General features: G+C 69.0%; 20 protein-coding genes and 1 pseudogene. 13 read left to right on the top strand and 8 right to left on the bottom strand.

Annotated elements, in window-relative coordinates; translation table 11 throughout:
* Positions 1 to 4 precede the first annotated feature (4 nt).
* Positions 5 to 769: a DUF4873 domain-containing protein gene (locus AB0K11_RS09390; protein WP_364975099.1), complete on the bottom strand. Its 765-nt coding sequence runs from the start codon at positions 767 to 769 to the stop codon at positions 5 to 7.
* A complete protein-coding gene (locus tag AB0K11_RS09385) occupies positions 766 to 1,674 on the bottom strand; it encodes a diiron oxygenase (RefSeq protein WP_364975097.1) in 909 nt (302 codons plus the stop codon). The genes AB0K11_RS09390 and AB0K11_RS09385 overlap by 4 nt, the downstream gene beginning before the upstream one ends.
* Before the next feature lie 125 nt (positions 1,675 to 1,799).
* On the opposite strand from AB0K11_RS09385, the gene AB0K11_RS09380 reads away from it, so the two are divergent.
* The 9 genes and pseudogenes from AB0K11_RS09380 to AB0K11_RS09340 all read left to right on the top strand — a co-directional run bounded on the left by AB0K11_RS09380 (position 1,800) and on the right by AB0K11_RS09340 (position 9,095).
* Entirely contained in the window at positions 1,800 to 2,852 is a 1,053-nt protein-coding gene (locus AB0K11_RS09380) for a YihY/virulence factor BrkB family protein (protein WP_364975095.1), read from the top strand.
* A gap of 183 nt (positions 2,853 to 3,035) precedes the next feature.
* Positions 3,036 to 3,854 carry a SigB/SigF/SigG family RNA polymerase sigma factor gene (locus AB0K11_RS09375; protein ID WP_364975092.1) on the top strand — a complete coding sequence of 273 codons (819 nt, stop codon included), beginning with the start codon at positions 3,036 to 3,038 and terminating at the stop codon, positions 3,852 to 3,854.
* 202 nt (positions 3,855 to 4,056) lie between these two features.
* Entirely contained in the window at positions 4,057 to 4,794 is a 738-nt protein-coding gene (gene cobF, locus AB0K11_RS09370) for a precorrin-6A synthase (deacetylating) (protein ID WP_364975090.1), read from the top strand.
* Positions 4,795 to 4,825: 31 nt separating this feature from the next.
* Positions 4,826 to 5,218, top strand: a complete 393-nt coding sequence (locus AB0K11_RS09365; RefSeq protein WP_364975088.1) for a phage holin family protein — start codon at positions 4,826 to 4,828, stop codon at positions 5,216 to 5,218.
* Between the two features lie 16 nt (positions 5,219 to 5,234).
* Positions 5,235 to 5,477, top strand: a pseudogene (locus AB0K11_RS09360) (DNA-formamidopyrimidine glycosylase family protein); the annotation flags it as partial.
* A 153-nt stretch (positions 5,478 to 5,630) separates the two neighbouring features.
* A complete protein-coding gene (locus AB0K11_RS09355) occupies positions 5,631 to 6,098 on the top strand; it encodes a zinc finger domain-containing protein (RefSeq protein ID WP_364976717.1) in 468 nt (155 codons plus the stop codon).
* A 55-nt stretch (positions 6,099 to 6,153) separates the two neighbouring features.
* On the top strand, positions 6,154 to 7,722 hold the full coding sequence (locus AB0K11_RS09350) for a succinic semialdehyde dehydrogenase (RefSeq protein WP_364975085.1): 1,569 nt from the start codon (positions 6,154 to 6,156) through the stop codon (positions 7,720 to 7,722).
* Positions 7,723 to 7,751: 29 nt separating this feature from the next.
* Positions 7,752 to 8,501, top strand: coding sequence for an SDR family oxidoreductase (locus tag AB0K11_RS09345; RefSeq protein ID WP_364975083.1), 750 nt, complete (start codon positions 7,752 to 7,754; stop codon positions 8,499 to 8,501).
* Positions 8,502 to 8,711: 210 nt separating this feature from the next.
* The gene (locus AB0K11_RS09340; RefSeq protein ID WP_364975081.1) at positions 8,712 to 9,095 is read left to right on the top strand and encodes a hypothetical protein; all 384 of its coding nucleotides are present in this window, start codon (positions 8,712 to 8,714) and stop codon (positions 9,093 to 9,095) included.
* 62 nt (positions 9,096 to 9,157) lie between these two features.
* On the opposite strand, the gene pgi is transcribed toward AB0K11_RS09340, so the two are convergent.
* On the bottom strand, positions 9,158 to 10,822 hold the full coding sequence (gene pgi / locus AB0K11_RS09335; protein ID WP_364975078.1) for a glucose-6-phosphate isomerase: 1,665 nt from the start codon (positions 10,820 to 10,822) through the stop codon (positions 9,158 to 9,160).
* A 49-nt stretch (positions 10,823 to 10,871) separates the two neighbouring features.
* On the opposite strand from pgi, the gene AB0K11_RS09330 reads away from it, so the two are divergent.
* Together AB0K11_RS09330 and AB0K11_RS09325 are read left to right on the top strand one after the other, a co-directional pair.
* Positions 10,872 to 12,320, top strand: a complete 1,449-nt coding sequence (locus tag AB0K11_RS09330; protein ID WP_364975075.1) for an NAD-dependent succinate-semialdehyde dehydrogenase — start codon at positions 10,872 to 10,874, stop codon at positions 12,318 to 12,320.
* 118 nt (positions 12,321 to 12,438) lie between these two features.
* On the top strand, positions 12,439 to 14,466 hold the full coding sequence (locus AB0K11_RS09325; protein WP_364975072.1) for an acyltransferase family protein: 2,028 nt from the start codon (positions 12,439 to 12,441) through the stop codon (positions 14,464 to 14,466).
* A 96-nt stretch (positions 14,467 to 14,562) separates the two neighbouring features.
* Here AB0K11_RS09325 and AB0K11_RS09320 read toward each other — a convergent pair whose 3' ends face one another.
* On the bottom strand, positions 14,563 to 14,862 hold the full coding sequence (locus AB0K11_RS09320) for a chorismate mutase (RefSeq protein ID WP_364975070.1): 300 nt from the start codon (positions 14,860 to 14,862) through the stop codon (positions 14,563 to 14,565).
* Positions 14,863 to 15,061: 199 nt separating this feature from the next.
* Between AB0K11_RS09320 and pcrA the strand changes: the two genes are divergently transcribed.
* A complete protein-coding gene (gene pcrA, locus AB0K11_RS09315; protein WP_364975068.1) occupies positions 15,062 to 17,392 on the top strand; it encodes a DNA helicase PcrA in 2,331 nt (776 codons plus the stop codon).
* On the opposite strand, the gene AB0K11_RS09310 is transcribed toward pcrA, so the two are convergent.
* Genes AB0K11_RS09310 through AB0K11_RS09295 form a run of 4 tightly spaced genes read right to left on the bottom strand, consistent with a single transcriptional unit; the run spans position 17,393 to position 20,628 of the window.
* The gene (locus AB0K11_RS09310; protein ID WP_364975066.1) at positions 17,393 to 17,902 is read right to left on the bottom strand and encodes a hypothetical protein; all 510 of its coding nucleotides are present in this window, start codon (positions 17,900 to 17,902) and stop codon (positions 17,393 to 17,395) included.
* 30 nt (positions 17,903 to 17,932) lie between these two features.
* Positions 17,933 to 18,865: a hypothetical protein gene (locus AB0K11_RS09305; RefSeq protein ID WP_364975064.1), complete on the bottom strand. Its 933-nt coding sequence runs from the start codon at positions 18,863 to 18,865 to the stop codon at positions 17,933 to 17,935.
* A gap of 2 nt (positions 18,866 to 18,867) precedes the next feature.
* Entirely contained in the window at positions 18,868 to 19,476 is a 609-nt protein-coding gene (locus tag AB0K11_RS09300) for a hypothetical protein (protein WP_364976715.1), read from the bottom strand.
* Positions 19,477 to 19,527: 51 nt separating this feature from the next.
* The gene (locus AB0K11_RS09295) at positions 19,528 to 20,628 is read right to left on the bottom strand and encodes a M23 family metallopeptidase (RefSeq protein WP_364975062.1); all 1,101 of its coding nucleotides are present in this window, start codon (positions 20,626 to 20,628) and stop codon (positions 19,528 to 19,530) included.
* Between the two features lie 248 nt (positions 20,629 to 20,876).
* On the opposite strand from AB0K11_RS09295, the gene sucC reads away from it, so the two are divergent.
* Positions 20,877 to 22,040, top strand: a complete 1,164-nt coding sequence (gene sucC, locus AB0K11_RS09290; RefSeq protein WP_364975060.1) for an ADP-forming succinate--CoA ligase subunit beta — start codon at positions 20,877 to 20,879, stop codon at positions 22,038 to 22,040.
* Positions 22,041 to 22,045 lie beyond the last annotated feature (5 nt).

Here is a 22,045-nt window from a genome sequence, read left to right as displayed (position 1 = left end):
CGCATCAGGGTTGCGGCAGCGTGACCTCGACGTCCTCGAGCGGGAACGGCGGAGCGCCGGCGCCCGTCACCGAATAACCCGTCGGTGTGCGCTCGGTGATGCGGCCATCGGCGTGGCGGTCGCCGATGCCGACGGTCACGGTGCTGCTCACCAGCTCCTCGGGTAGATCACCGAAAAGCGTTCCCTGCCAATGGTATCTGCCGTCGATGGGATCGAGGTGGCCGGAAAGGCGGGTCCGTACGTCGAACTCGTCGTCACCGATGCGCAGCCGGGCCGGTCCGTCGAAGACCTCGTCGTCCAGCGTCGGGTAGGAGCTCATGTGGAACGCCGAGGGGATCTTCCTGGCCAGCCGCCGCCAGGGGATCACCTCGCGGCCGCTGCCGGACTTGTCGTTGTACACCTGCTGGGTGCTGTGGCGCACCTCGATGCGGGTGCTGCCACGGCTTTCCATCGTGCGCAGGCATTCGACGATGTAACGCGACTTTCCACCGTGGTCGGCTCCGTTGAGCAGGAAATGGTTCGGCATCCCGTGCACGGCGATGCCGAGGTAGGGCGCGGGGGTGTGCTCGGCCGGCTGCTCGTCGACGACGATCTGCGCGTGATGCTCGGCGCCGTCGCCGGTGCGCAGGGTCCACGTGTGCGCGGTGCTGTCGAAGGACCGGTCGGTCACCCCGTTGAGGACGATGACGTCGGTGAGGCCGCTGTGCTGCAACACATCTCGTGTGCGGGAGCCTGATCCGGTGCTGACGATGGCGACGCGGTGGGTCATTGCGGCAGGAAGCCGGTGCGCCGCCACAGCCGCCGCGCGACCGGCCCGAGCAGCCCGACCTCGTCGAGGAAGGCGGCCAGCGGGGCGAAGCCGGTGATCTGCACCTCGCGGCGGTGTGCGCTGGCGCGGACCAGGCGGCGCGCCTCGCGTGCGTCGAGGCCGGCGCGTGCGTAGGGCACCGGGTTGCTGAACAGGTGGCGGAAGAACAGTCCGCCCGCGCCGTTGATGTTGGCCGCCCACACCCTGCCGGCGCGCCGCATGTGAGGTGCGCGCTTGCGGAGTCCGTCGCGGGCGAACTGGATGTGGCGGGCCTCCTCGGTGACGTGGATCCGCATCAGCCGCTGCACCATCGGCTGCAGTTCGGGGTCGTCCATCATCTGGCGCTGCAGCGAGTCGAAGATCTCCTCACCGATCAGGGCGGCGACCCACAGCAGTGAGCCCTGGAACGCCATCGGCAACATGTTGATGACGACCCGCTGGTAGAGCTTCGGGCGGACCGGCCTCGCGCCCACCCGCTCGATGGCCCTGCCGAACATGATCATGTGGCGCGTCTCGTCGCCCAGCTCGGTCAGCTCGTAGTGGGTGGAGCGGGCGGTCGGGTCCTGGTGCATCATCTTGCGCAGCAGTGCCTGGTTCAGGATGTTCTCGAACCAGATGCCCGCCGAGAGTGTGTTGACCAGTTCCTGTCGCGACAGCTCGATCTGCTGCTTGCGGGACATGGTGTCCCACAGCGGAGTTCCGTACAGCGACACGATTCTCGGCGGCAGGTAGAACTTGTCCGGATCGAGCGGTGCGTCCCAGTCGATGTCGACGACCGGGGCGTAGGACTTCTTCACCGAGCCCTTCAGCAGCCGCTCCGAGAACTCCGCGCGGGTAGGGCCAGTGGGCTTCACCGATGCCGTCATCGTCGACTTCCCTTCCGGTCGGTATGTAAGTGAAGCTAGTGACGGAACCGATCCCGGTCAATACCCGCGGTACCGGATACCCACGGTAGGCGTTTGACACCGGATGCCCGGGGTAACGCGCCGGTATGACCGCCACGGCTGACGAACGGGACCGGGTGCCGGACCCCGACGACCCGCGCAAACCAGACTCACCGACCGACCTCACCAAACGGTCCTGGTTCTACGTGCTGCGCAAGACCGCCCGCGAGTTCCAGCAGGACCAGTGCACCGATCTGGCGGCCGCGCTGACCTACTACGCGGTGCTGTCGCTGTTCCCGGCGCTGGTGGCGATGGTGTCGCTGCTCGGCGTCTTCGGCCAGGGTCAGCGCACCACCGACGCGGTGCTGCAGACCGTCGACGACGTCGCCCCGTCGTCGGCGCTGGACACGCTGCGCGGGCCCATCCAGCAGCTCGTCGAGTCGCCGCAGGCCGGTCTCGGCCTGATCCTGGGCCTGGCGGGCGCGCTGTGGTCGGCATCCGGCTACGTCGGCGCCTTCGGCCGGGCGATGAACCGCATGTACGAGGTCGAGGAGGGCCGCCCGGTCTGGAAGCTGCGGCCGCTGCAGCTGGTGCTGACGCTTGCCGGCGTCGTGTCGGTGGCCGCGGTGGCGTTCATGCTGGCGGTCAGCGGCCCCGTCGCCCGCGCGGTCGGCGATGCGATCGGTGCGGGCAGCGCCGCGGTGACGCTGTGGACCGTGGTGAAGTGGCCGGCGATCCTGCTGTTCGTCGTGCTGGCCGTGGCGGTGCTCTACTACGCCACGCCCAATGTGAAACAGCCGAAGTTCAAGTGGATCAGCATCGGCGCCGGCGTGGCGATCCTGACGTGGATGCTCGCGTCGCTCGGCTTCGGGCTCTACGTCGCCAACTTCAGCAGCTACAACAAGACCTACGGTGCGCTGGCCGGCGTGATCGTCTTCCTGCTCTGGCTGTGGATCACCAATCTGGCGCTGCTGTTCGGCGCCGAACTCGACGCCGAACTCGAGCGGGGCAGGCAGCTGCAGGCCGGCCTGCCCGCCGAACGCGAGCTGCAACTGCCTCCGCGGGACACTCGCGTCCTCGAGAAGAACGAGGCCGCCGAGGAGAAGGACATCGAACGCGCCGCCGCGCTGCGCCGGAGCAGGGGCGGCGACGAGGCCTGACCGCAGGTGCGATTAGCGAAGCCAGGTGCTCTCCGGTAGCCAATTCACGCAGCGTTCTCTGGCGCGCAGCTACCGTCGTCAATTGAAATAGCACCTGCATAGGGCAACTTATGGTGATGGTCGGCTACGCCAATTGACGGTCGTGAGCAAAAGGCGACCGCGTGCTCTGGGTACTCCTCAGCCATGACAACAGTCGAGCGGACGCGCGAAGAGAGAGTGGGGCGCCGCCGGCCTCAGTCCAAGCCGTCCGATTACGCCGACGTTCTCGTGCTGTTCGCCGGGCTCGCGTCGCTGCCGGAAGGATCGCCCGAACAGCAGCGCCAGCGCGACCGCATCATCGCCCGCTGCCTGCCCTTGGCCGAACACTGCGCTCAGCGGTACGTCAATCGCGGCGAGCCCCGCGACGACCTGGTGCAGATCGCCCGGCTGGGACTCGTCAACGCGGTGAACCGGTTCGACGTGGACAAGGGCGTCGACTTCCTGTCCTTCGCGGTGCCGACGATCATGGGCGAGATCAAGCGGTACTTCCGCGACAGCGGTTGGTCGGTGAACGTTCCGCGACGGTTGAAGGAACGTCATCAGCTCCTCGGCGCGGCGGTGGCCGATCTGTCGCAGCGGCTCAACCGCGCACCGACGCCGAGCGAGATCGCCGCCGAACTCGGACTCGACCGCGCCGAGGTGGTGGAAGGCCTCATCGCCGGGAGCTGTTACCGCACGCTGTCCACCGACGCCACGACCGGCGGCGGAGATGACGACAGCGCACCGGCACTGGCCGACACCCTCGGCGGCAACGACCCCGACATGGCGAAAATCGAGAATCGGGAAGCGCTGCGCCCACTGCTGGCCGCCCTGCCCGAACGGGAGCGCACGATCATCCGGCTGCGGTTCTTCGAGTCGCTCACCCAGACACAGATCGCCGACCGCCTCGGCATCTCGCAGATGCACGTGTCACGCCTGCTGGCGAAGTCGCTGGGCAAGCTCCGCGACGGCATGCAGGCCTGACCCACGAAATTCGTAGCTGTTGCGGTGTTGGCGTACGGAATCCGTAGACGGCCCCCGAAGTGCGGCGTACGGTCGGACGGGCGGCGGGTGAGCAGGTTGCGTTCCATCCCCTCGTAAGGTGACTACCGGATGCAACCGCAGTGTTGAGACCACAGCCTGGGCCAAAGTCGCCGCCCAATCCCGGTGCCGGATACTTCGCTGCGTGACCCGACGCATCCACGTCATCGGCATCGGCGCGGGCGACCCCGGCTACGTCACCGCCCAGGCCGTCGACGCGCTCAACGACACCCAGGTCTTCTTCGCCGCCGACAAGGGCGACATCAAGAGCGATCTGGTGGCGCTGCGCCGCGACGTCTGCGAGCGATTCATCACCACGCCCGGCTATCGGTTCGTCGAGATGCCCGACCCCAAGCGCGCGAACGACGGCGACTACCGGCGCAACGTCGCCGACTGGCACGCCGAGCGCGCCCGGATCTGGGCCGAGGCGATCACGACCGAACTCGACCCGGACGGCGTCGGCGCATTCCTCGCGTGGGGTGACCCGTCGCTCTACGACAGCACGCTGCGCATCCTCGACCTGGTCGGCGCCCACGTCGACATCAACTACGACGTGGTGCCCGGCATCACCGCCGTCCAGGCCCTCACCGCGCGACACCGCATCCCGCTCAACGACGTCGGCGAGCCGGTGCTGATCACCACCGGCCGCCGGTTGCGGGAGCAGGGACTGTCCGGCGCCGCGGTGGTGATGCTCGACGCGGACTGCGCCTTCCGGCAGTGTCCGCCCGCGACGCGGATCTGGTGGGGCGCCTACCTCGGCACGCCCGACGAGATCCTCGTGGCGGGCACCGTCGGCGAGGTCGGACAGACGATCGCCGACATCCGCTCCGAGGCCCGGTCGCGACACGGCTGGATCATGGACACCTACCTGCTGCGCCCCTGAGGCACGTCCCGATCGTGGCAGGATCACCGGCATGGGCTTCCTGCTCCGCACCGCGGTCACCGGATTAGCGCTGTGGCTGGTCACCTGGTTCGTGCCGGGGATGAGCTTCGTCGGTGCGGACAACCGGCTGCAGGAGATCGGCATCATCGGTGTGGTCGCACTGATCTTCGGGGTGGTCAACGCCATCATCAAGCCGATCGTGCAGGTGCTCTCGATTCCGCTGTACATCCTCACGCTCGGCCTGTTCCACGTCGTCATCAACGCGTTGATGCTCTGGATCACCGCGTCGATCACCGAGCACACCACGCACTGGGGCCTCTCCATCGACCACTTCTGGTGGACGGCCATCTGGGCGGCGATCGTGTTGTCACTCGTGAGCTGGGTGCTGTCGCTGCTCACGGGCGGGTTGCTGGCCGACCGCTGACGGGCACACTGGTCTCATGCCTGAACTCCCCGAAGTCGAGGCACTCGCCGACCACCTGCGTCGCCATGCCGTCGGGCTGCCCGTCGGCCGCGTCGACGTCTCGGCCTTCTCGGTGCTCAAGACCTTCGATCCGCCCATCACCGCGCTGCACGGCCGCGAGGTCACCGGCGCCAACCGGTGGGGCAAGTACCTCGGCCTCGAGATCGGCGACCTGCATCTGATCACCCACCTGTCCCGGGCCGGCTGGCTGCGCTGGTCGGACAAGCTCGCCGGCGCGCCGCTGAAACCGGGCAAGGGGCCGATCGCCCTGCGCGTCCACCTCGGCACGCCCGGCGAGGCGCCCGGCTTCGATCTCACCGAGGCCGGCACCCAGAAGCGGCTGGCCGTCTGGCTGGTCACCGACCCGGACACGGTGCCGGGCATCGCCGGCCTCGGGCCGGATGCGCTCGAACTCACCGTAGAAGACCTCGGCCGGCTGCTGGCAGGCAACAGCGGCCGGCTCAAGACCGTCATCACCGACCAGAAGGTGATCGCCGGGATCGGCAACGCCTACAGCGACGAGATCCTGCACGTGGCACGCCTGTCGCCGTTCGCGACCGCCAACAGGCTGACCGCCGCGCAGCTGGGCTCGCTGCACGACGCGATGATCTCGGTGCTCACCGACGCGGTGTCCCGGTCGGTGGGGCAGCAGGCGGCAACCCTGAAGGGCGAGAAGCGATCCGGGCTGCGTGTCCATGCGCGCACCGGTCTGCCCTGTCCCGTGTGCGGCGACACCGTGCGCGAGGTGTCGTTCGCCGACAAGTCGTTCCAGTACTGCGCGACGTGCCAGACCGCAGGCAAGGTGCTCGCCGACCGGCGGATGTCGCGGCTGCTCAAGTAGTGCGCTTGCCGGTCACCCGTTCGGGTATCCCTGTCGCCTGACCGGAAGGACTGCCATGACGACATTCAGCACCGCCCATCCCCGCGTCGCCGCGCTCCTCACGGACCTGCCCGACCGGGTGCATGCGGCCGACCCCAGCCGCAAGCGCGACATCACCGACGCGATGACCGGCCGTCCGCTCGGGCAGGTGCCGCACTGCACCGCCGAGGACGTCGCCGCAGCAGCGGAGCGCACCCGCGCTGTGCAGCAGGAGTGGGCGGCCCGTCCGGTCGCCGAACGGGCACAGGTGCTGCTCCGGCTGCACGATCTCGTGCTCGAGCACCAGGACGAGGTGCTCGACCTCATCCAGCTGGAGAACGGCAAGGCCCGCCGTCATGCGTTCGAGGAGGTCATCGACGTCGCGCTGACCGCCCGCTACTACGCCAACACCGCCGAGAAGTACCTCCGGCCGAAGCGCCGCCAGGGTGTCCAGCTGATGCTCACCGAGGTGTGGGAGCACCACCATCCGAAGGGGCTGGTGGGCGTCATCTCCCCGTGGAACTACCCGCTGACCCTCGGCATCAGCGACGCGCTGCCTGCCCTGGTCGCGGGCAACGCCGTGCTGGCCAAGCCCGACGACCGCACGCCCTTCTCCCATCTGTGGGCGGTGCAGCTGCTCGAACGGGCTGGAATGCCCCCGGGGCTGGTGCAGACCGTCACCGGGCCGGGGTCCGAACTGGGCACGCCGATCATCGAACAGTCCGACTTCCTGATGTTCACCGGTTCGACGAGCACCGGTCGGACCGTCGCCAAACAGGCCGCGGAGCGGCTGATCGACTACTCGATGGAACTGGGTGGCAAGAACGCCCTGCTGGTGCTCGACGACGCCGATGTCGCGAAGGCGGCTCGGGGCGCGGTCAAAGCGGCCTTCTCCAACGCCGGGCAGCTGTGCATCTCCATCGAGCGGATATACGTCCCCGATGCGCTGTGGGACGCGTTCATCGGGCGGTTCGTCGAGTACACGCAGGCGTTGAAGCTCACGCCCGACCTCGACTACTCCGCGGACATGGGCACACTGATCAACGAGAACCAGCTGAAGACGGTTCGCCAACATGTCGACGACGCGCAGTCGAAGGGGGCGACCGTGCTCACCGGCGGTCAGCCGCGGCCGGACATCGGACCGTACTTCTACGAGCCGACCATCCTGACCGGAGTGCGCGAGGGCATGGACGTCTACGAGGACGAGACCTTCGGACCCGTGGTCTCGGTCTACCGGGTGAACTCCGAGGACGAGGCGATCGCCAAGGCCAACGACAGCCGGTTCGGCTTGAACTTCAGTGTGTGGACCGATGATCCGGAACGCGGCCGGCGGGTGGCGGCGAAGCTCCAGGCGGGCACGGTCAACGTCAACGAGGCGTATGCCGCTGCGTGGGCGTCGGTGGATGCTCCGATGGGCGGCATGAAGGACTCCGGCGTCGGCCGCCGCCACGGTGAACACGGCATCCTCAAATACACCGAGTCCCAGACCATCGCCACCGAGCGTGGGCTGCCCGTCGGTGCGCCGCCATGGATCCGCGCGGACCGCTACGCCACGGTGATGACCGCGGGACTCAAGGCGCTGCGCCGCATCCCGGGCGTCAAGTAGCGCAGGCGGCCGGTCGCTACGCTGCTCCGATGACCAGGCAGAAGATCCTCATCACCGGCGCAAGCTCCGGCCTGGGCGCCGGCATGGCCAGGGTGTTCGCCGCCAAGGGCCGCGACCTCGCGCTGTGTGCGCGCCGGATGGACCGCCTCGAGGAGCTCAAGGCCGAACTGCAGGACCGGCATCCGGCGATCCAGGTTGCCGTCGCCGAACTCGACGTGACCGACCACGACCGGGTGCCGCAGGTGTTCACCGCGCTGTCCGAGGAACTGGGCGGGATCGACCGCATCATCGTCAACGCCGGCGTCGGCAAGGGTGCCCGGCTGGGGACGGGAAAGCTGTGGGCCAACAAGGCCACCATCGAGACCAATCTGGTGGCCGCGCTGGTGCAGATCGAGACGGCGCTGGAGATGTTCACCGCCGCGGGCGGCGGGCACCTGGTGCTGGTGTCCTCGGTGCTCGGCAACAAGGGCGTCCCCGGAGTGCGGGCCGCCTACGCCGCCAGCAAGGCCGGTGTCTCGTCGCTCGGCGAATCGCTGCGTGCGGAGTACGCCGGCAGTCCGATCACGGTGACGGTGCTCGAACCCGGCTACATCGAGTCGGAGATGACCGCCAAGGCCGAGACCACCCGGCTGATGGTCGACACCCAGACCGGGACGGCGGCGATGGTCGACGCCATCGAGCGTGAGCGTGGCCGCGCCGCGGTGCCGTCATGGCCCTGGGCACCCCTGGTGCTGTTGCTCAAGGTGCTGCCACCGAAGGTCGCCGCGAAGTTCGCCTGAAACGTGACACCGCTGCCAAGATCGAATTCTTGGTAGCCGGTTTAATCACCGCAGCGGCGTGGAAACCCTTCGATCATGAACGCGAAACTTTCGAAGCTCACACCAGTCCTGTTCGCCGGTGTCGCTGCCGCAGGAATCGCAGCTGCACCGATCGCTCTCGCTCAGCCGCCTGCCCCGCCGCCGTGCGCGCCGGGTGTCGCATGCGGTCCCGTGGGTGACGCGGGTCCGAACGGCGCCCAAGCCGCGGTCCCCGGTGGCCCGGCCGCGGCGGCGGGCCCCAACGGCGCTGCGGCTGCCGCTCCCGGTGGCACGGGCGCCGCGGCGGGCCCGGGCGGCGCTGAGGCCGCGGTTCCGGGTGGCCCGGCCGTCGCAGCAGGCCCCGACGGCGCCAACGCTGCCGCGGTTCCCGGTGGCCCGGCCGCCGCGGCAGGCCCGGGCGGCGCTGAAGCCGTGGTCCCGGGTGGCCCGGCCGCCGCGGCAGGCCCCGATGGCGCTGAGGTCGCGATCCCCGGTGGGCCGTCCGGCTCGGCCGGTCCCGGCGGCGTCAGCGGCTGCATCGTTCCAGGCGCCTGCGGCACCATCCCGGCCGGCTGACACACGCCAGCGATTCGGCGCGGAAACCCATGCACCGCATGGGTTTTCGCGCCGAACTGCCTTCAGGCTGATCGACCCCGCTCCGTCCTGTAGCGCCGCACGAGGGCGTCGGTGGAACCGTCGGACAGCGCCTCGGGGGACGCGTCGGCGGTGATCACCGGCAGCAGCGCCTTGGCCTGGGTCTTGCCCAGTTCCACGCCCCACTGGTCGAACGAGTCGATGCCCCAGACCACGCCCTCGGTGAACACCTGGTGCTCGTAGAGCGCGATCAGCTGTCCCACCACCGACGGGGTCAGCTTGGTGGCCAGGATCGACGTCGTCGGCCGGTTGCCGGGCATCACCTTGTGCGCCACCACCTCAGCGGGCGTCCCCTCGGCGGCGATCTCGTCGGCGGTCTTGCCGAACGCCAGCACCTGCGTCTGGGCGAAGAAGTTGCTCATCAACAGGTCGTGCATGCTGCCGTCACCGTCGGCGGTGGGCAGGTCGTCGGTGGGCTGGCTGAAGCCGATGAAATCGGCGGGCACCAGGCGGGTGCCCTGGTGCAGCAGTTGGTAGAACGCGTGCTGGCCGTTCGTGCCCGGCTCGCCCCAGAAGATCTCCCCGGTGTCGGTGGTGACGGGGGTGCCGTCGGCCCGCACCGACTTGCCGTTCGACTCCATGGTCAGCTGCTGCAGATACGCCGCGAACCGGGACAGGTCGTTCGCGTAGGGCAGCACCGCCCGCGACTGCGCGCCGAAGAAGTCGGAGTACCAGAGCCCGATCAGTCCGAGCAGCACCGGCGCGTTGGCCTCCAGCGGTGTGTACTTGAAGTGCTCGTCGATCAGGTGGAAGCCGGCCAGGAAGTCGGCGAAGCGTTCCCTGCCGATCGCCGCCATCACGCTCAGCCCGATCGCGCTGTCGACGGAGTACCGGCCACCGACCCAGTCCCAGAAGCCGAACATGTTGTCGGTGTTGATGCCGAAGTCGTCGACCAGCTTCTTGTTGGTCGACACCGCGACGAAGTGCTTGGACACCGCGGCGTCGCCGAGTGTGTCGGTGAGCCAGCGGCGCGCGGCAGTCGCGTTGGTCAACGTCTCCAACGTCGAGAAGGTCTTCGACGCGACGATGAAAAGCGTTGTGGCCGGTTCGAGTCCGTCCAGCTTGGCGACGAGGTCGGCGGGGTCGACGTTGGACACGAAGCGCGCGGAGATCCCGGCGTCGGCGTAGTGCCGCAGCGCGTCGTACACCATCACCGGGCCGAGGTCGGACCCACCGATGCCGATGTTGACCACCGTCGTGATGCGTTCACCGGTCGCACCCGTCCACTCGCCGCTGCGCAGCCGGTCGGTGAAATCGCCCATCCGGTCGAGCACGTCGTGCACATCCTTGACGATGTTCTGCCCGTCGACCTCCAACTCCTCACCGCGCGGCAGCCGCAGCGCGGTGTGCAGCACCGCACGGTCCTCGGAGGTGTTGATGTGCAACCCCGAGTACATCGCGTCGCGGCGCTGCTCCAGGCGGGCGGCGCGGGCCAGGTCGAGCAGCAGCTCGAGTGTCTTGCGGGTGACGCGGTGCTTGCTGTAGTCGATGTACAGGTCGCCGACCTTCAGCGTCAGTTCGGTGCCGCGTGCCGGGTCGTCGGCGAAGAGCTCACGCAGGTGCACACCACGGATCTCGTCGTGATGGCGCTGCAGCGCCTGCCACGCGGGAGTCGCGGAGATGTCGGGAATGGTGGTGTCGGCACTCATGTTCCCGACCCTAGTGCGGTCTTCCCGCCGGAGGGTTGATGATGGATGCATGGACACCACCGCGCTGCTGAAGTCTGTTCCCACCGGCCTGTGGATCGGCGGTGAAGAGCGCACCACGACGTCGACGTTCAACGTGCTGGACCCCAGTGACGACCAGGTGATCGCGACGGTGTCGGACGCGACCGCCGAGGACGCCGTCGCCGCTCTGGACGCCGCGTGCGCGCTGCAGGCCGAGTGGGCCGCGACGGCACCGCGCAAGCGCGGCGAGATCCTGCGGTCGGTGTTCGAGGCGATCACCGAGCAGGCCGACGACATCGCCGCGCTGATGACCCTCGAGATGGGCAAGGTCTTCGCCGAGAGCAAGGGCGAGGTGACCTACGGCGGCGAGTTCTTCCGGTGGTTCGCCGAGGAGGCGGTGCGGATCGGCGGCCGCTACACGCCGAGCCCGGCGGGCACCGGTCGCATCATCGTCACCAAGCAGGCCGTCGGACCGTGTTATGCGATCACCCCGTGGAACTTCCCGCTGGCCATGGGCACCCGCAAGATGGGTCCGGCGTTCGCCGCGGGCTGCACGATGATCGTCAAGCCGGCGCAGGAGACGCCGCTGACGATGCTCTACCTGGCCAAGCTGATGGACGAGGCCGGACTGCCCAAGGGTGTGCTGTCGGTGCTGCCGACCAGCAGCCCGGGTCCGGTCACCGAGGCCCTCATCGACGACGGCCGGCTGCGCAAGCTGACGTTCACCGGGTCGACGGGCGTGGGCAAGTCGCTGGTGAAGCAGTCGGCGGACAAGCTGCTGCGCACGTCGATGGAACTCGGCGGCAACGCACCGTTCGTGGTGTTCGACGACGCCGACATCGACGCCGCGGTCGACGGCGCGATCCTGGCCAAGATGCGCAACGGCGGCGAGGCGTGCACGGCGGCGAACCGCTTCCACGTCGCCAACTCGGTGCGGGAGGAGTTCACCGAGAAGCTGGTCAAGCGGATGAGCGAGTTCACCCTCGGCAAGGGCCTCGACGAGTCGGCGACGCTCGGCCCGCTGATCAACTCCAAGCAGCTGTCGAAGGTCACCGAACTGGTCTCCGACGCGGTGTCGCGCGGCGCGACGGTGGCTGTCGGCGGCGTCGCGCCCGGTGGTCCGGGCAACTTCTACCCGGCAACGGTGCTGGCCGACGTGCCCGCAGACGCCCGGATCCTCAAGGAGGAGGTGTTCGGCCCGGTCGCGCCCATCACCGGATTCGACACCGAGGAGGAGGGCATCGCCGCGGCCAACGACACCGAATACGGGCTGGCCGCCTACATCTACACGCGCTCGCTGGACCGGGCGCTGCGCGTCGCCGAGGGCATCGAATCGGGCATGGTCGGCGTCAACCGCGGGGTGATCTCCGACGCCGCCGCCCCGTTCGGCGGTATCAAGGAATCCGGCTTCGGCCGCGAGGGTGGCACCGAGGGCATCGAGGAGTACCTCGACACCAAGTACATCGCGCTGACGCGTTAGCGCGAGCGGACACCGCGCTGTGACGAAGTAGCCGCGAACGCGCCGCCGCGCCTTCACGATCGGGGCCGCGGCGGCCCATAGACTTCCATGCTCGGGGCTCGACATGGGAGGGCATGGCATGACTGCGGCGCCGGTCCGCGTCGGCGGTCGACGCCGATGGGTGGCCCCCGCAGTTGACCCCCCGCGTCGCAGCCCGGCGAAGGGCCGCGACATCCCCGCCCTCGACGGTCTGCGCGCGATCGCGGTGGCGCTGGTACTCGCCCAGCACGGCGGACTTCCGGGAGTGCCCGGCGGTTTTCTCGGTGTCGACGTGTTCTTCGTCCTCAGCGGATTCCTGATCACCTCGCTGCTGCTCGACGAACTGGGCCGCACCGGTCGCATCGGGTTGCGCGACTTCTGGATTCGCCGCGTCCGCCGTCTGCTCCCCGCGCTGCTGGTGGTGGTGGCGGCCGTGCTGCTGGTGCGTGACCTCTTCCCGCCCGACGCGGTGACCGCACTGCGCGACGACGCCGTCGCGGCATTCTTCTGGGTGTCCAACTGGGCGTTCGTCGCCCAGCGCACCGACTACTTCGCGCAGGGCAGTCCGCCGTCGCCGCTGCAGCACATGTGGTCACTCGGGGTCGAAGAGCAGTTCTACCTCGTCTGGCCGCTGCTGCTGCTCCTCGTCATCGGAGTGCTCGGCGTCCGGCGGCGGGTGCCGAGCCTGCGGACGGTGCGCTGGACGGTGTTCGCGGTCGCGACCGCAGGCGCCGCGGCGTCGGCCGTCGCGGCCGTGCTGCTCACGTCGGACGCGACGGCCAACCGGGTGTACTTCGGCACCGACACCCGGGTACAGGCGCTGCTGCTCGGAGCGGCCGCCGCCGCCCTGCTGGTCCGCGACTGGTCGACCGTCACCATGGGCACGCCGATCCGCGCGCGGTGGGCCCGCCTGCTGGCTCGGGTGCTCTCGGTGGCGGGGGTGTCCGGCGTCGCGGTGCTCGCCCACTACGCCACCGGCAGCCCCGCCGAGTACCGGGCGGGACTGTTCACCGCCGTCGCGGCCGCCGCGGTGCTGGTCGTCGCGACCGTCGCGCTCGACCAGCGCGGTCCCGTCGCACGGATCCTGGCCTGGTCGCCGCTGGTGTGGCTGGGCGCGATCTCCTACGGCGTCTACCTCTGGCACTGGCCGGTGTTCCTGGTGCTCAACGGCGAACGCACCGGGTGGTCGGGCTGGCCGTTGTTCGCGGCCAGGTGCGCGGCGACGCTGCTGGTGGCCGCGCTGTCCTGGTGGCTGATCGAGCAGCCGGTGCGGCGCTGGCGGCCGTCGTCGGTCCCGATGCTGCCGCTCGCGGTGGCCACCATGGCGACGGCAGCGGTGGTGACCGTGTCCGTCGTGCCGGTGGGCTTCCACCCGGCTGACGACGCGGAACCCCCGCTCGAGGTGGCGTCGGCGGCGGCGGTATTGCCGGAGATCCCGGTCGCCGTCGGCGCGCAGGATGCGCAGCGCGCGCCGGGCACGCGCACCGTCGCGGTGTTCGGGGACTCGGTCGCCTGGACGTTGATGCGCTATCTGCCGTCGACCCCGGGTCTGCGCTTCATCAACTACACGACCATCGGCTGCGGCATCGCCCGCGGCGGCCCGTACCGGATGACCGGCGAGACGCTCAACCAGAAACCCGAATGCGACTCCTGGCCGGCCCGGTGGGCGCAGCGGATCAACCACGACCGCCCCGACGTGGTGCTGCTGATGGTCGGCCGCTGGGAGGTGGTCGACCGCGTCAACGAGGGCGAATGGACCCATGTCGGCGAGTCGGGCTACGACGCCTACCTGCGCGGCGAGCTGCAGCGGGCGCTCGACATCGTCGGCTCGACGGGGGCCAAGGTGCTGGTGACCACGGCGCCGTACAACCGACGCGCCGAACAGTCCGACGGCAGCCTGTACCCGGAGGACGACCCCGACCGCGCCGACGAGTGGAACGACCTGCTGCGCGACGTCGTCGGCGACCGCCCGAACGTGTCGGTGCTGGATTTTAACAAGAAGTTGTCGCCGCGCGGCTACTACACCACCCGCGTCGACGGCATCCGGTTACGCAGCGACGGCGTGCACCCCACGCCTGAAGCGGTGGAGTGGCTGACGCCGTGGCTCACCGACGCCCTCCGCAAATGACCCCGTAGCTTCTCGCCACCATTGCCGGAACTGCATTCCTGGTCATCAAGCGCGCGGCTTGCCAACCGGGAATGCCGTTCCGGCGGAAACGTGCGACTAGTGGCCGAGGCGGCCGCGGCCCATCCGCAGCAGCAGCATCGCCAGGTCTTTGCCCTCGGGGCCGAGCCTGCTGTAGCGCTCGAGGACCTTCATCTCGCGGCTGTGCACCAGGCGGGTGCCACCGGAGGCCATGCGGGCCTTGCCGATGAGCTTCGACACCTCGGTGCGGCGGGCGACGGCCTGCAGGATCGTGGCGTCGAGCTGGTCGATCTCCAGCCGCAGCGCCTCGATGTCCGGAACGGTTTCAGATTGGACTGACATCGGTGACTCCTCGTTGTGTGTATTAGATGGTGTCATCCGCAGCCGGGTCCCACACAGCAAACGAGCCCCGGATCCGGATGCGGACCGCGGGGCTCTTGAGAAAGCAGCTAGACCACGGGCACCGCTGGCCGGTACCCGTAAAAAAATCGCCGCTCGCTGAGCACGCGAATCAGTGTGCCACCAACTGCCACATCGGCGCAAAGGTGTCGGCCTGCGGCGGTAGATTTGGAGCAGTATGACTGTCGCCCCGCACCACACCTCCCACACCTCCGAAACCGACGAGTTGCTCGACGGGCTCAATCCGCAGCAGCGACAGGCGGTGCTGCACGAGGGTTCGCCGCTGCTGATCGTCGCAGGCGCCGGGTCGGGGAAGACCGCGGTGCTCACCCGTCGGATCGCCTACCTGCTCGCCGCCCGCGAGGTCGGAGTGGGCCAGGTCCTGGCGATCACCTTCACCAACAAGGCCGCCGCCGAGATGCGTGAACGCGTGGTCGGGCTGGTGGGGCCGCGGGCCCGGGCGATGTGGGTGTCGACGTTCCACTCCACGTGCGTGCGGATCCTGCGCAACCAGGCCTCGCTGCTGCCCGGGCTGAACTCCAACTTCTCGATCTACGACGCCGACGACTCGCGGCGGCTGCTGCTGATGATCGGCAAGGACATGGGGCTGGACACCAAGCGGTACTCACCGCGGTTGCTGTCCAACGGCATCTCCAACCTCAAGAACGAACTCATCGACCCGGAGCAGGCGGCCTACGACGCCTCCAACGCCGACGAGGACCTGCCGCGCATCATCTCGGAGGTCTACGCCGAGTACCAGCGCAGGCTGCGGGGCGCCAACGCGCTCGACTTCGACGACCTGATCGGCGAGACGGTCGCTGTGCTGCAACGGTTCCCGCAGATCGCGCAGTACTACCGGCGACGCTTCCGGCACATCCTCGTCGACGAGTACCAGGACACCAACCACGCCCAGTACGTGCTGGTGCGCGAGCTGGTGGGCCGGGCCGGCCCGGACGACGACACCGCAGGAGTACCCCCGGCCGAGCTGTGTGTGGTGGGTGACGCGGACCAGTCGATCTACGCGTTCCGCGGCGCGACCATCCGCAACATCGAGGACTTCGAGCGCGACTATCCGAACGCGACGACCATTCTGCTGGAACAGAATTACCGCTCGACGCAGAACATCCTCAACGCCGCGAACTCCGTCATCGCACGCAACACGGGCCGGCGCGAGAAGCGGTTGTGGACCGACGAGGGCGCGGGCGAACTGATCGTCGGCTACGTCGCCGACAACGAACACGACGAGGCCCGCTTCGTCGCGCAGGAGATCGACGCCCTGGCCGACCGCGGCGACATCACCTACAACGACGTTGCGGTGTTCTATCGCACCAACAACTCCTCCCGCGCGCTGGAAGAGGTGTTCATCCGCGCCGGCATCCCCTACAAGGTCGTCGGCGGCGTCCGGTTCTACGAGCGCAGGGAGATCCGCGACATCGTCGCCTACCTGCGGGTGCTCGACAACCCCGGTGACTCGGTGAGCATGCGGCGCATCCTCAACACCCCGCGGCGCGGCATCGGCGACCGGGCCGAGGCGTGCGTCGCGGTCTACGCCGAGAACACCGGCTCGAGCTTCAACGACGCCCTGCAGGCCGCCGCCGAGGGCCGGGTGTCGATGCTCAACACCAGGGCGGAGAAGTGCATCTCGGGCTTCGTCACGATGCTCGACGAGCTGCGCGGCCGCCTCGACGACGAACTCGGTGACGTGGTCGAAGCCGTACTCGACCGCACCGGCTACCGCGCCGAACTGGAGGCGTCCAGCGATCCGCAGGACCTGGCCCGCCTCGACAACCTCAACGAATTAGTCAGCGTCGCACACGAATTCAGCATCGACCTGGCGAACGCCGAAGCGCTGGCCGACGACGAACCGGTCGATGAGGACATCCCCGACACCGGCGTCCTCGCGAAGTTCCTGGAGCGGGTGTCGCTGGTCGCCGACGCCGACGAGCTGCCGGAGCACGGCGCGGGCGTGGTGACGATGATGACGTTGCACACCGCGAAGGGCTTGGAGTTCCCGGTGGTGTTCGTCACCGGCTGGGAGGACGGCATGTTCCCGCACATGCGGGCGCTGGGCGATCCGACGGAACTGTCCGAGGAACGGCGGCTGGCCTACGTCGGCATCACCCGCGCGCGCCAGCGGCTGTACGTCAGCCGGGCCAAGGTGCGGTCGTCGTGGGGGCAGCCGATGCTCAACCCGGAGTCGCGGTTCCTGCGCGAGATCCCCCAGGAGCTCATCGACTGGCGGCGGACCGATCCGGCGCCGTCGTACTCGGCGCCCGTCAGCGGCGCCGGCCGGTTCGGCACCCCGCGTCCGGCGCCGGCGCGGTCGTCGGCGGCCAAGCGCCCGATGGTGGTGCTGGAACCCGGTGACCGGGTCACCCACGACAAGTACGGCCTCGGCCGCGTCGAAGAGGTGTCGGGCGTCGGGGAGTCGGCGATGTCGCTGATCGACTTCGGCAGCGCCGGCCGGGTGAAACTCATGCACAACCACGCGCCGGTGAGCAAGCTCTAGTCAGCGCCTGCCGCGCGCGGCGCACCACCGTCCGGTCGACGGCAGCAGCGCCAGCACGGCCGTCACGACGTAGAGCACCGACCAGGTGGCGTCGGACGTGTCGATCCGACCCGTCGACGGCCCGGTCACCAGCTCGACGATGCTGTACGCCACCAGCGCCGCGCACACCACGGCGACCACGTAGCGCGCCGCCGCGACGCGCAGCAGCATCACCGCCGACGCGATCAACAGAACCACCGAGCCGACCAGTGGGACCATCACACCGATGGCCAGCAGGCTCATGAACGCGACCGCCTCACCCTTGGCCTCCGATCCGCCGAACAGCACCGTGAGCAGGCCGACACCGGCGAGGGCGAGCAGCATGCCGATCAGCGGCAGGGCGCCTCCGACGAAGCCGAGAACGCCTGCGGTGATGGCTGTCGCACCGCTCGGCCGCGGGTGGACCGGGGGAGCGAGCGGCGGGTATCCCGGCGGGGCAACGAAGGGCTGCTGGGGCTGCCACGGGTTCACCGCATCACCGTAACAGCGGGAAAGGCCCGGTCAGCGCGCCGATTTCGGCGATGGCAGCACCGCCAGCACCACGATGACGAGCGGTGCGACCACCGCGAACAGCACGGCTGCGGCGGTTCGTGGGGCGAAGATGCGGAGAAGGTCAGGGGCGCCGAGTTCGGTGAGGAGCAGGGCGAAGTCGGTCGAGCCGTACACCGTCTGCCCGAGCGTGAACGCGGCGGCCGCGACCAGGAGCCAGCGGCCGACCGCCGCGCCGAACAGCAGCGCCACCCACGCTGCGACGAGCACTGCGGCGGTCACCACCGCCGCAAGGAACGTCTCCAGCATCACCCGCGACCACACCGAGCCGATGTCCGATCCGAACACCCCGCCCATCTCGACGAAGCCCCAGCCCAAGTCGTACTGCCGCCAGGCAAGCCAACAGAGGTAGGCCGCCATCGGCAACGAGACGGCTGCCGCTGCGATGGCCGCGGCGTCGCGACGCCGTGCGGACACCGGCGGGCGACCGCTGCACCAGCGTCGCGTGCCGGGCAGCGATGCGAGGACCATCGTCGTGATCGCGATTGCCGTCCAGCCCCACCGATGAGCGCCGATCACCGAGTCGTTCGACCATGCCACGCGGTCGGACCCGAACCACATCACCAGATCGGCGGCGGTGATCAGGAGCACCACGGTCCCACCGGCAACCAGCAGTAGCCGTCCGGCGGGCTGCTTCCCGTGCAAGAGCACCACGCCTGCGAACAGGGTGGCCGTCACGCCCGCCGGCACTCCTGCGCTGACGAACGCGTACGCCCGCTGCATCGTGCTCGCGTCGACAGCCTGGGACATCTGAAAGATCAACAGGGCCCGCAGCGTCGCGGCCACGCCGAATGCGGCGGCGAGCACGCCCGAGATCGCCGCTGCCGTCGCGATTGTCGCCGCCCCCGCCGTCGACTCCGCGCGCACGGCGCGTGCCTCTCGCACGTCTACGCCGCGGGCGCAGCGTCGACGTCGGGGGAGGACCGGCTCCACCGGGCCGTCGACGGCAGCATCGTCAGCGCGATCCCGGCCAGCGGCAGCACCGGGATGGCGTACACGACCGGCGGCAGCTTCGCGCCCGCGACGAACAGGCTGGCGAAGATGAGCAGGCTGATCACCGAGCCGACCACGATCAGCAGCCGCCCCATGCGGCGGCGCAGCAGCAACAGCACCAGTCCGCCGATGATCGCCGCGGCGGTGATCGCGGTGAGGAATCCGACGGCCACACAGAACAGCCGGTCGGTACGCCACCACCCGGTGATCAGGTCGGTGGCGATGACGGCGGTGGACCACCCGCTGACGATGCTGACCACCGCGGCGGCCACGGCAGTCCGCGGGTCGGCGTCGTTCCCCTGCTTCGGGATGGCCGTGGGTCTCGGCCGCGGGATGTAGCCGGTCGCCTGCAGCGACGCCGGTTCGATGTAGCTGGTCTGGGGTTCGCTCGCGGGGACGGCGGGCAGCTCGCCGGTGGGATGGCGCCGGATGATGCCGGTCTGCGACTCGTCTTCAACGGGAAGGGGTTTCGACGGGGTCGCGCTCTCGGGCTGACGCCGGATGATGCGCGTCTGGTCTGAAGAAGGGCCGCTCGGGAAGACTCCGTCGCTCACTCAGCCAACATAGCTGCCGGTGCTGATGCCCCGCTTCGCCAGCCAGCCGACCGGGTCGACGCGGTTCGAGCCGTTCAGCAGCACCTCGAAGTGCAGGTGCGGCCCGGTCGAGTTACCGCGATTGCCCATGGTGGCGATCTGGTCGCCGGCCATCACCCGTTCGCCCATCGAGACGTTCCAGGTGTTGAGGTGTCCGTACAGGGTGACGGTGCCGTCGGAGTGGCGCAGCTTCACCCACGCGCCGTAGCCGGCGGTCGGGCCGACGTCCACCACGACGCCGTCGGAGGCGGCCAGGATCGGAGTGCCGATCGGCCCTGCGATGTCGATGCCGCCGTGCAGCACGCCCCACCGGTACCCGAAGCCCGATGTCCACACCCCGCGGGTGGGCATCACGAACAGCGGCCGCATCTGGCGCGCCTCGCGCTCGGCGCGCTCCTGGGCGAAGGCGGCGGCCTTGGTGATCTCCTCGGCGTGCACCGACGCTTCGACGTTCGACGCGACCGTGACGATCTGCATGCCGTCGACCGAACCGGTGACCGAAGCGCCGTTGACGGCCGTCTCGCCGGCAGCCAGCACGGTGTCGCCGGGGACCGGCTCGGTGGCGTTGCTGAGCGTGTAAGCGCCCGCGGCGGTCGCGCCCGCGGCCATGGCGGCGATCATCAGGCGGCTCTTGACGGCACCCGCGGATTCTTTGCGGTGGACGCCGCGCCTGCCGGCCATGTCGATGATGTCCGTGGCGGCCGATCCGTCGCTGACGTCGGTGTGGCTGTCGCGGTAGGCGTGGGTCGACTGCCGGGCGCGCCGCGAATGGGCGGTGCGGGAATCGGTAGCCACGTCGGCGCGGAACTCGGACGGAACCGCCAGCCGCAGCGGCGTCTCGTTGCAATCGTGAAGATCATCGAGCTCAGGAGCGTGGATGACCTGCGATTCCCGGTCGAACGCGGTGTGGTCACGGAACTCGAGGTCGCCGAGACCGCCGAACTCGTTGAACGGGATGATGTCGGTGATCTCGGTCTCGTGCTCGAGGTACGGGCTGATCCGCCGTTGCCGAGCGTTCGTCGAGGCTCCTTGCGGAGTGGGGGACGAACGGTGCTGCGCCAACCTGAATAGTCCTTCTATCCGTGACCTGAACGTTATCGAAGACCAGAGGCACGTTAACCAAAATCCAATGTTGGTGGCAACCTGTGGGACTATTCCGGCAGGTTTTGTGACCTGTATCACTGAAGGACCGCGGTGAGATCTGCCACATGAGAGGTAGGCGGTGCCGACGCGTCACTGCGGTGTCGATAAGGTTCCCACGAGCCGTCAGGCGCAACCCTCGACGTCAACCCAAGACAGACAGTGAGCCCATGGATCTCTTCGAATACCAGGCGAAAGAGCTATTCGCCAAGCACAACGTGCCCACCACGCCCGGGCGGGTGACCGATACCGCCGAGGACGCGAAGACCATCGCCGAGGAGATCGGCAAGCCCGTCATGGTCAAGGCACAGGTCAAGGTCGGCGGCCGCGGCAAGGCCGGTGGCGTGAAGTACGCCGCCACCGCCGACGAGGCCTTCACCCACGCGCAGAACATCCTCGGCCTGGACATCAAGGGCCACGAGGTGAAGAAGCTGCTCGTCGCCGAGGCCAGCGACATCGCCGAGGAGTACTACATCTCCTTCCTGCTCGACCGCTCCAACCGCACCTACCTGGCGATGTGCTCGGTCGAGGGCGGCATGGAGATCGAAGAGGTCGCCGAGACCAAGCCCGACCGGCTCGCTCGCGTCCCCGTCGACGCGACCAAGGGCGTCGACGAGGCCTTCGCCCGCTCGATCGCCGAGCAGGGTCACCTGCCCGCCGAGGTGCTCGACGCCGCCGCGGTGACCATCGCCAAGCTGTGGGAGGTGTTCGTCAAGGAGGACGCCACCCTGGTCGAGGTGAACCCGCTGGTGCGCACGCCCGACGACCAGATCCTGGCGCTCGACGGCAAGGTCACCCTCGACGCCAACGCCGACTTCCGGCACGAGGACCACGAAGAGTTCGAGGACAAGGACGCCACCGATCCCCTCGAGCTCAAGGCCAAGGAGAACGACCTCAACTACGTCAAGCTCGACGGTGCCGTCGGCATCATCGGCAACGGCGCGGGCCTGGTGATGTCCACGCTGGACGTCGTCGCCTACGCCGGCGAGAAGCACGGTGGGGTGAAGCCCGCCAACTTCCTGGACATCGGCGGCGGCGCGTCGGCCGAGGTGATGGCCAACGGCCTCGACGTCATCCTGAACGACAGCCAGGTCAAGAGCGTGTTCGTCAACGTGTTCGGCGGCATCACCGCCTGCGACGCGGTGGCCAACGGCATCGTCAACGCGCTGAAGATCCTCGGCGACGAGGCCAACAAGCCGCTGGTCGTCCGGTTGGACGGCAACAACGTCGACGAGGGCCGGCGCATCCTGGCCGAGGCCGATCACCCGCTGGTGATCCAGGCCGACACCATGGACGCGGGCGCCGACAAGGCCGCCGAGCTGGCGAACAAGTAAGGGGA

It is taken from the genome of Mycobacterium sp. NPDC050551, from assembly GCF_040674075.1.
Lineage (GTDB): Bacteria > Actinomycetota > Actinomycetes > Mycobacteriales > Mycobacteriaceae > Mycobacterium.
The sequence above is the reverse complement of the archived record's forward strand: the minus strand, read 5'-3'. Positions and strand labels throughout refer to the sequence as shown.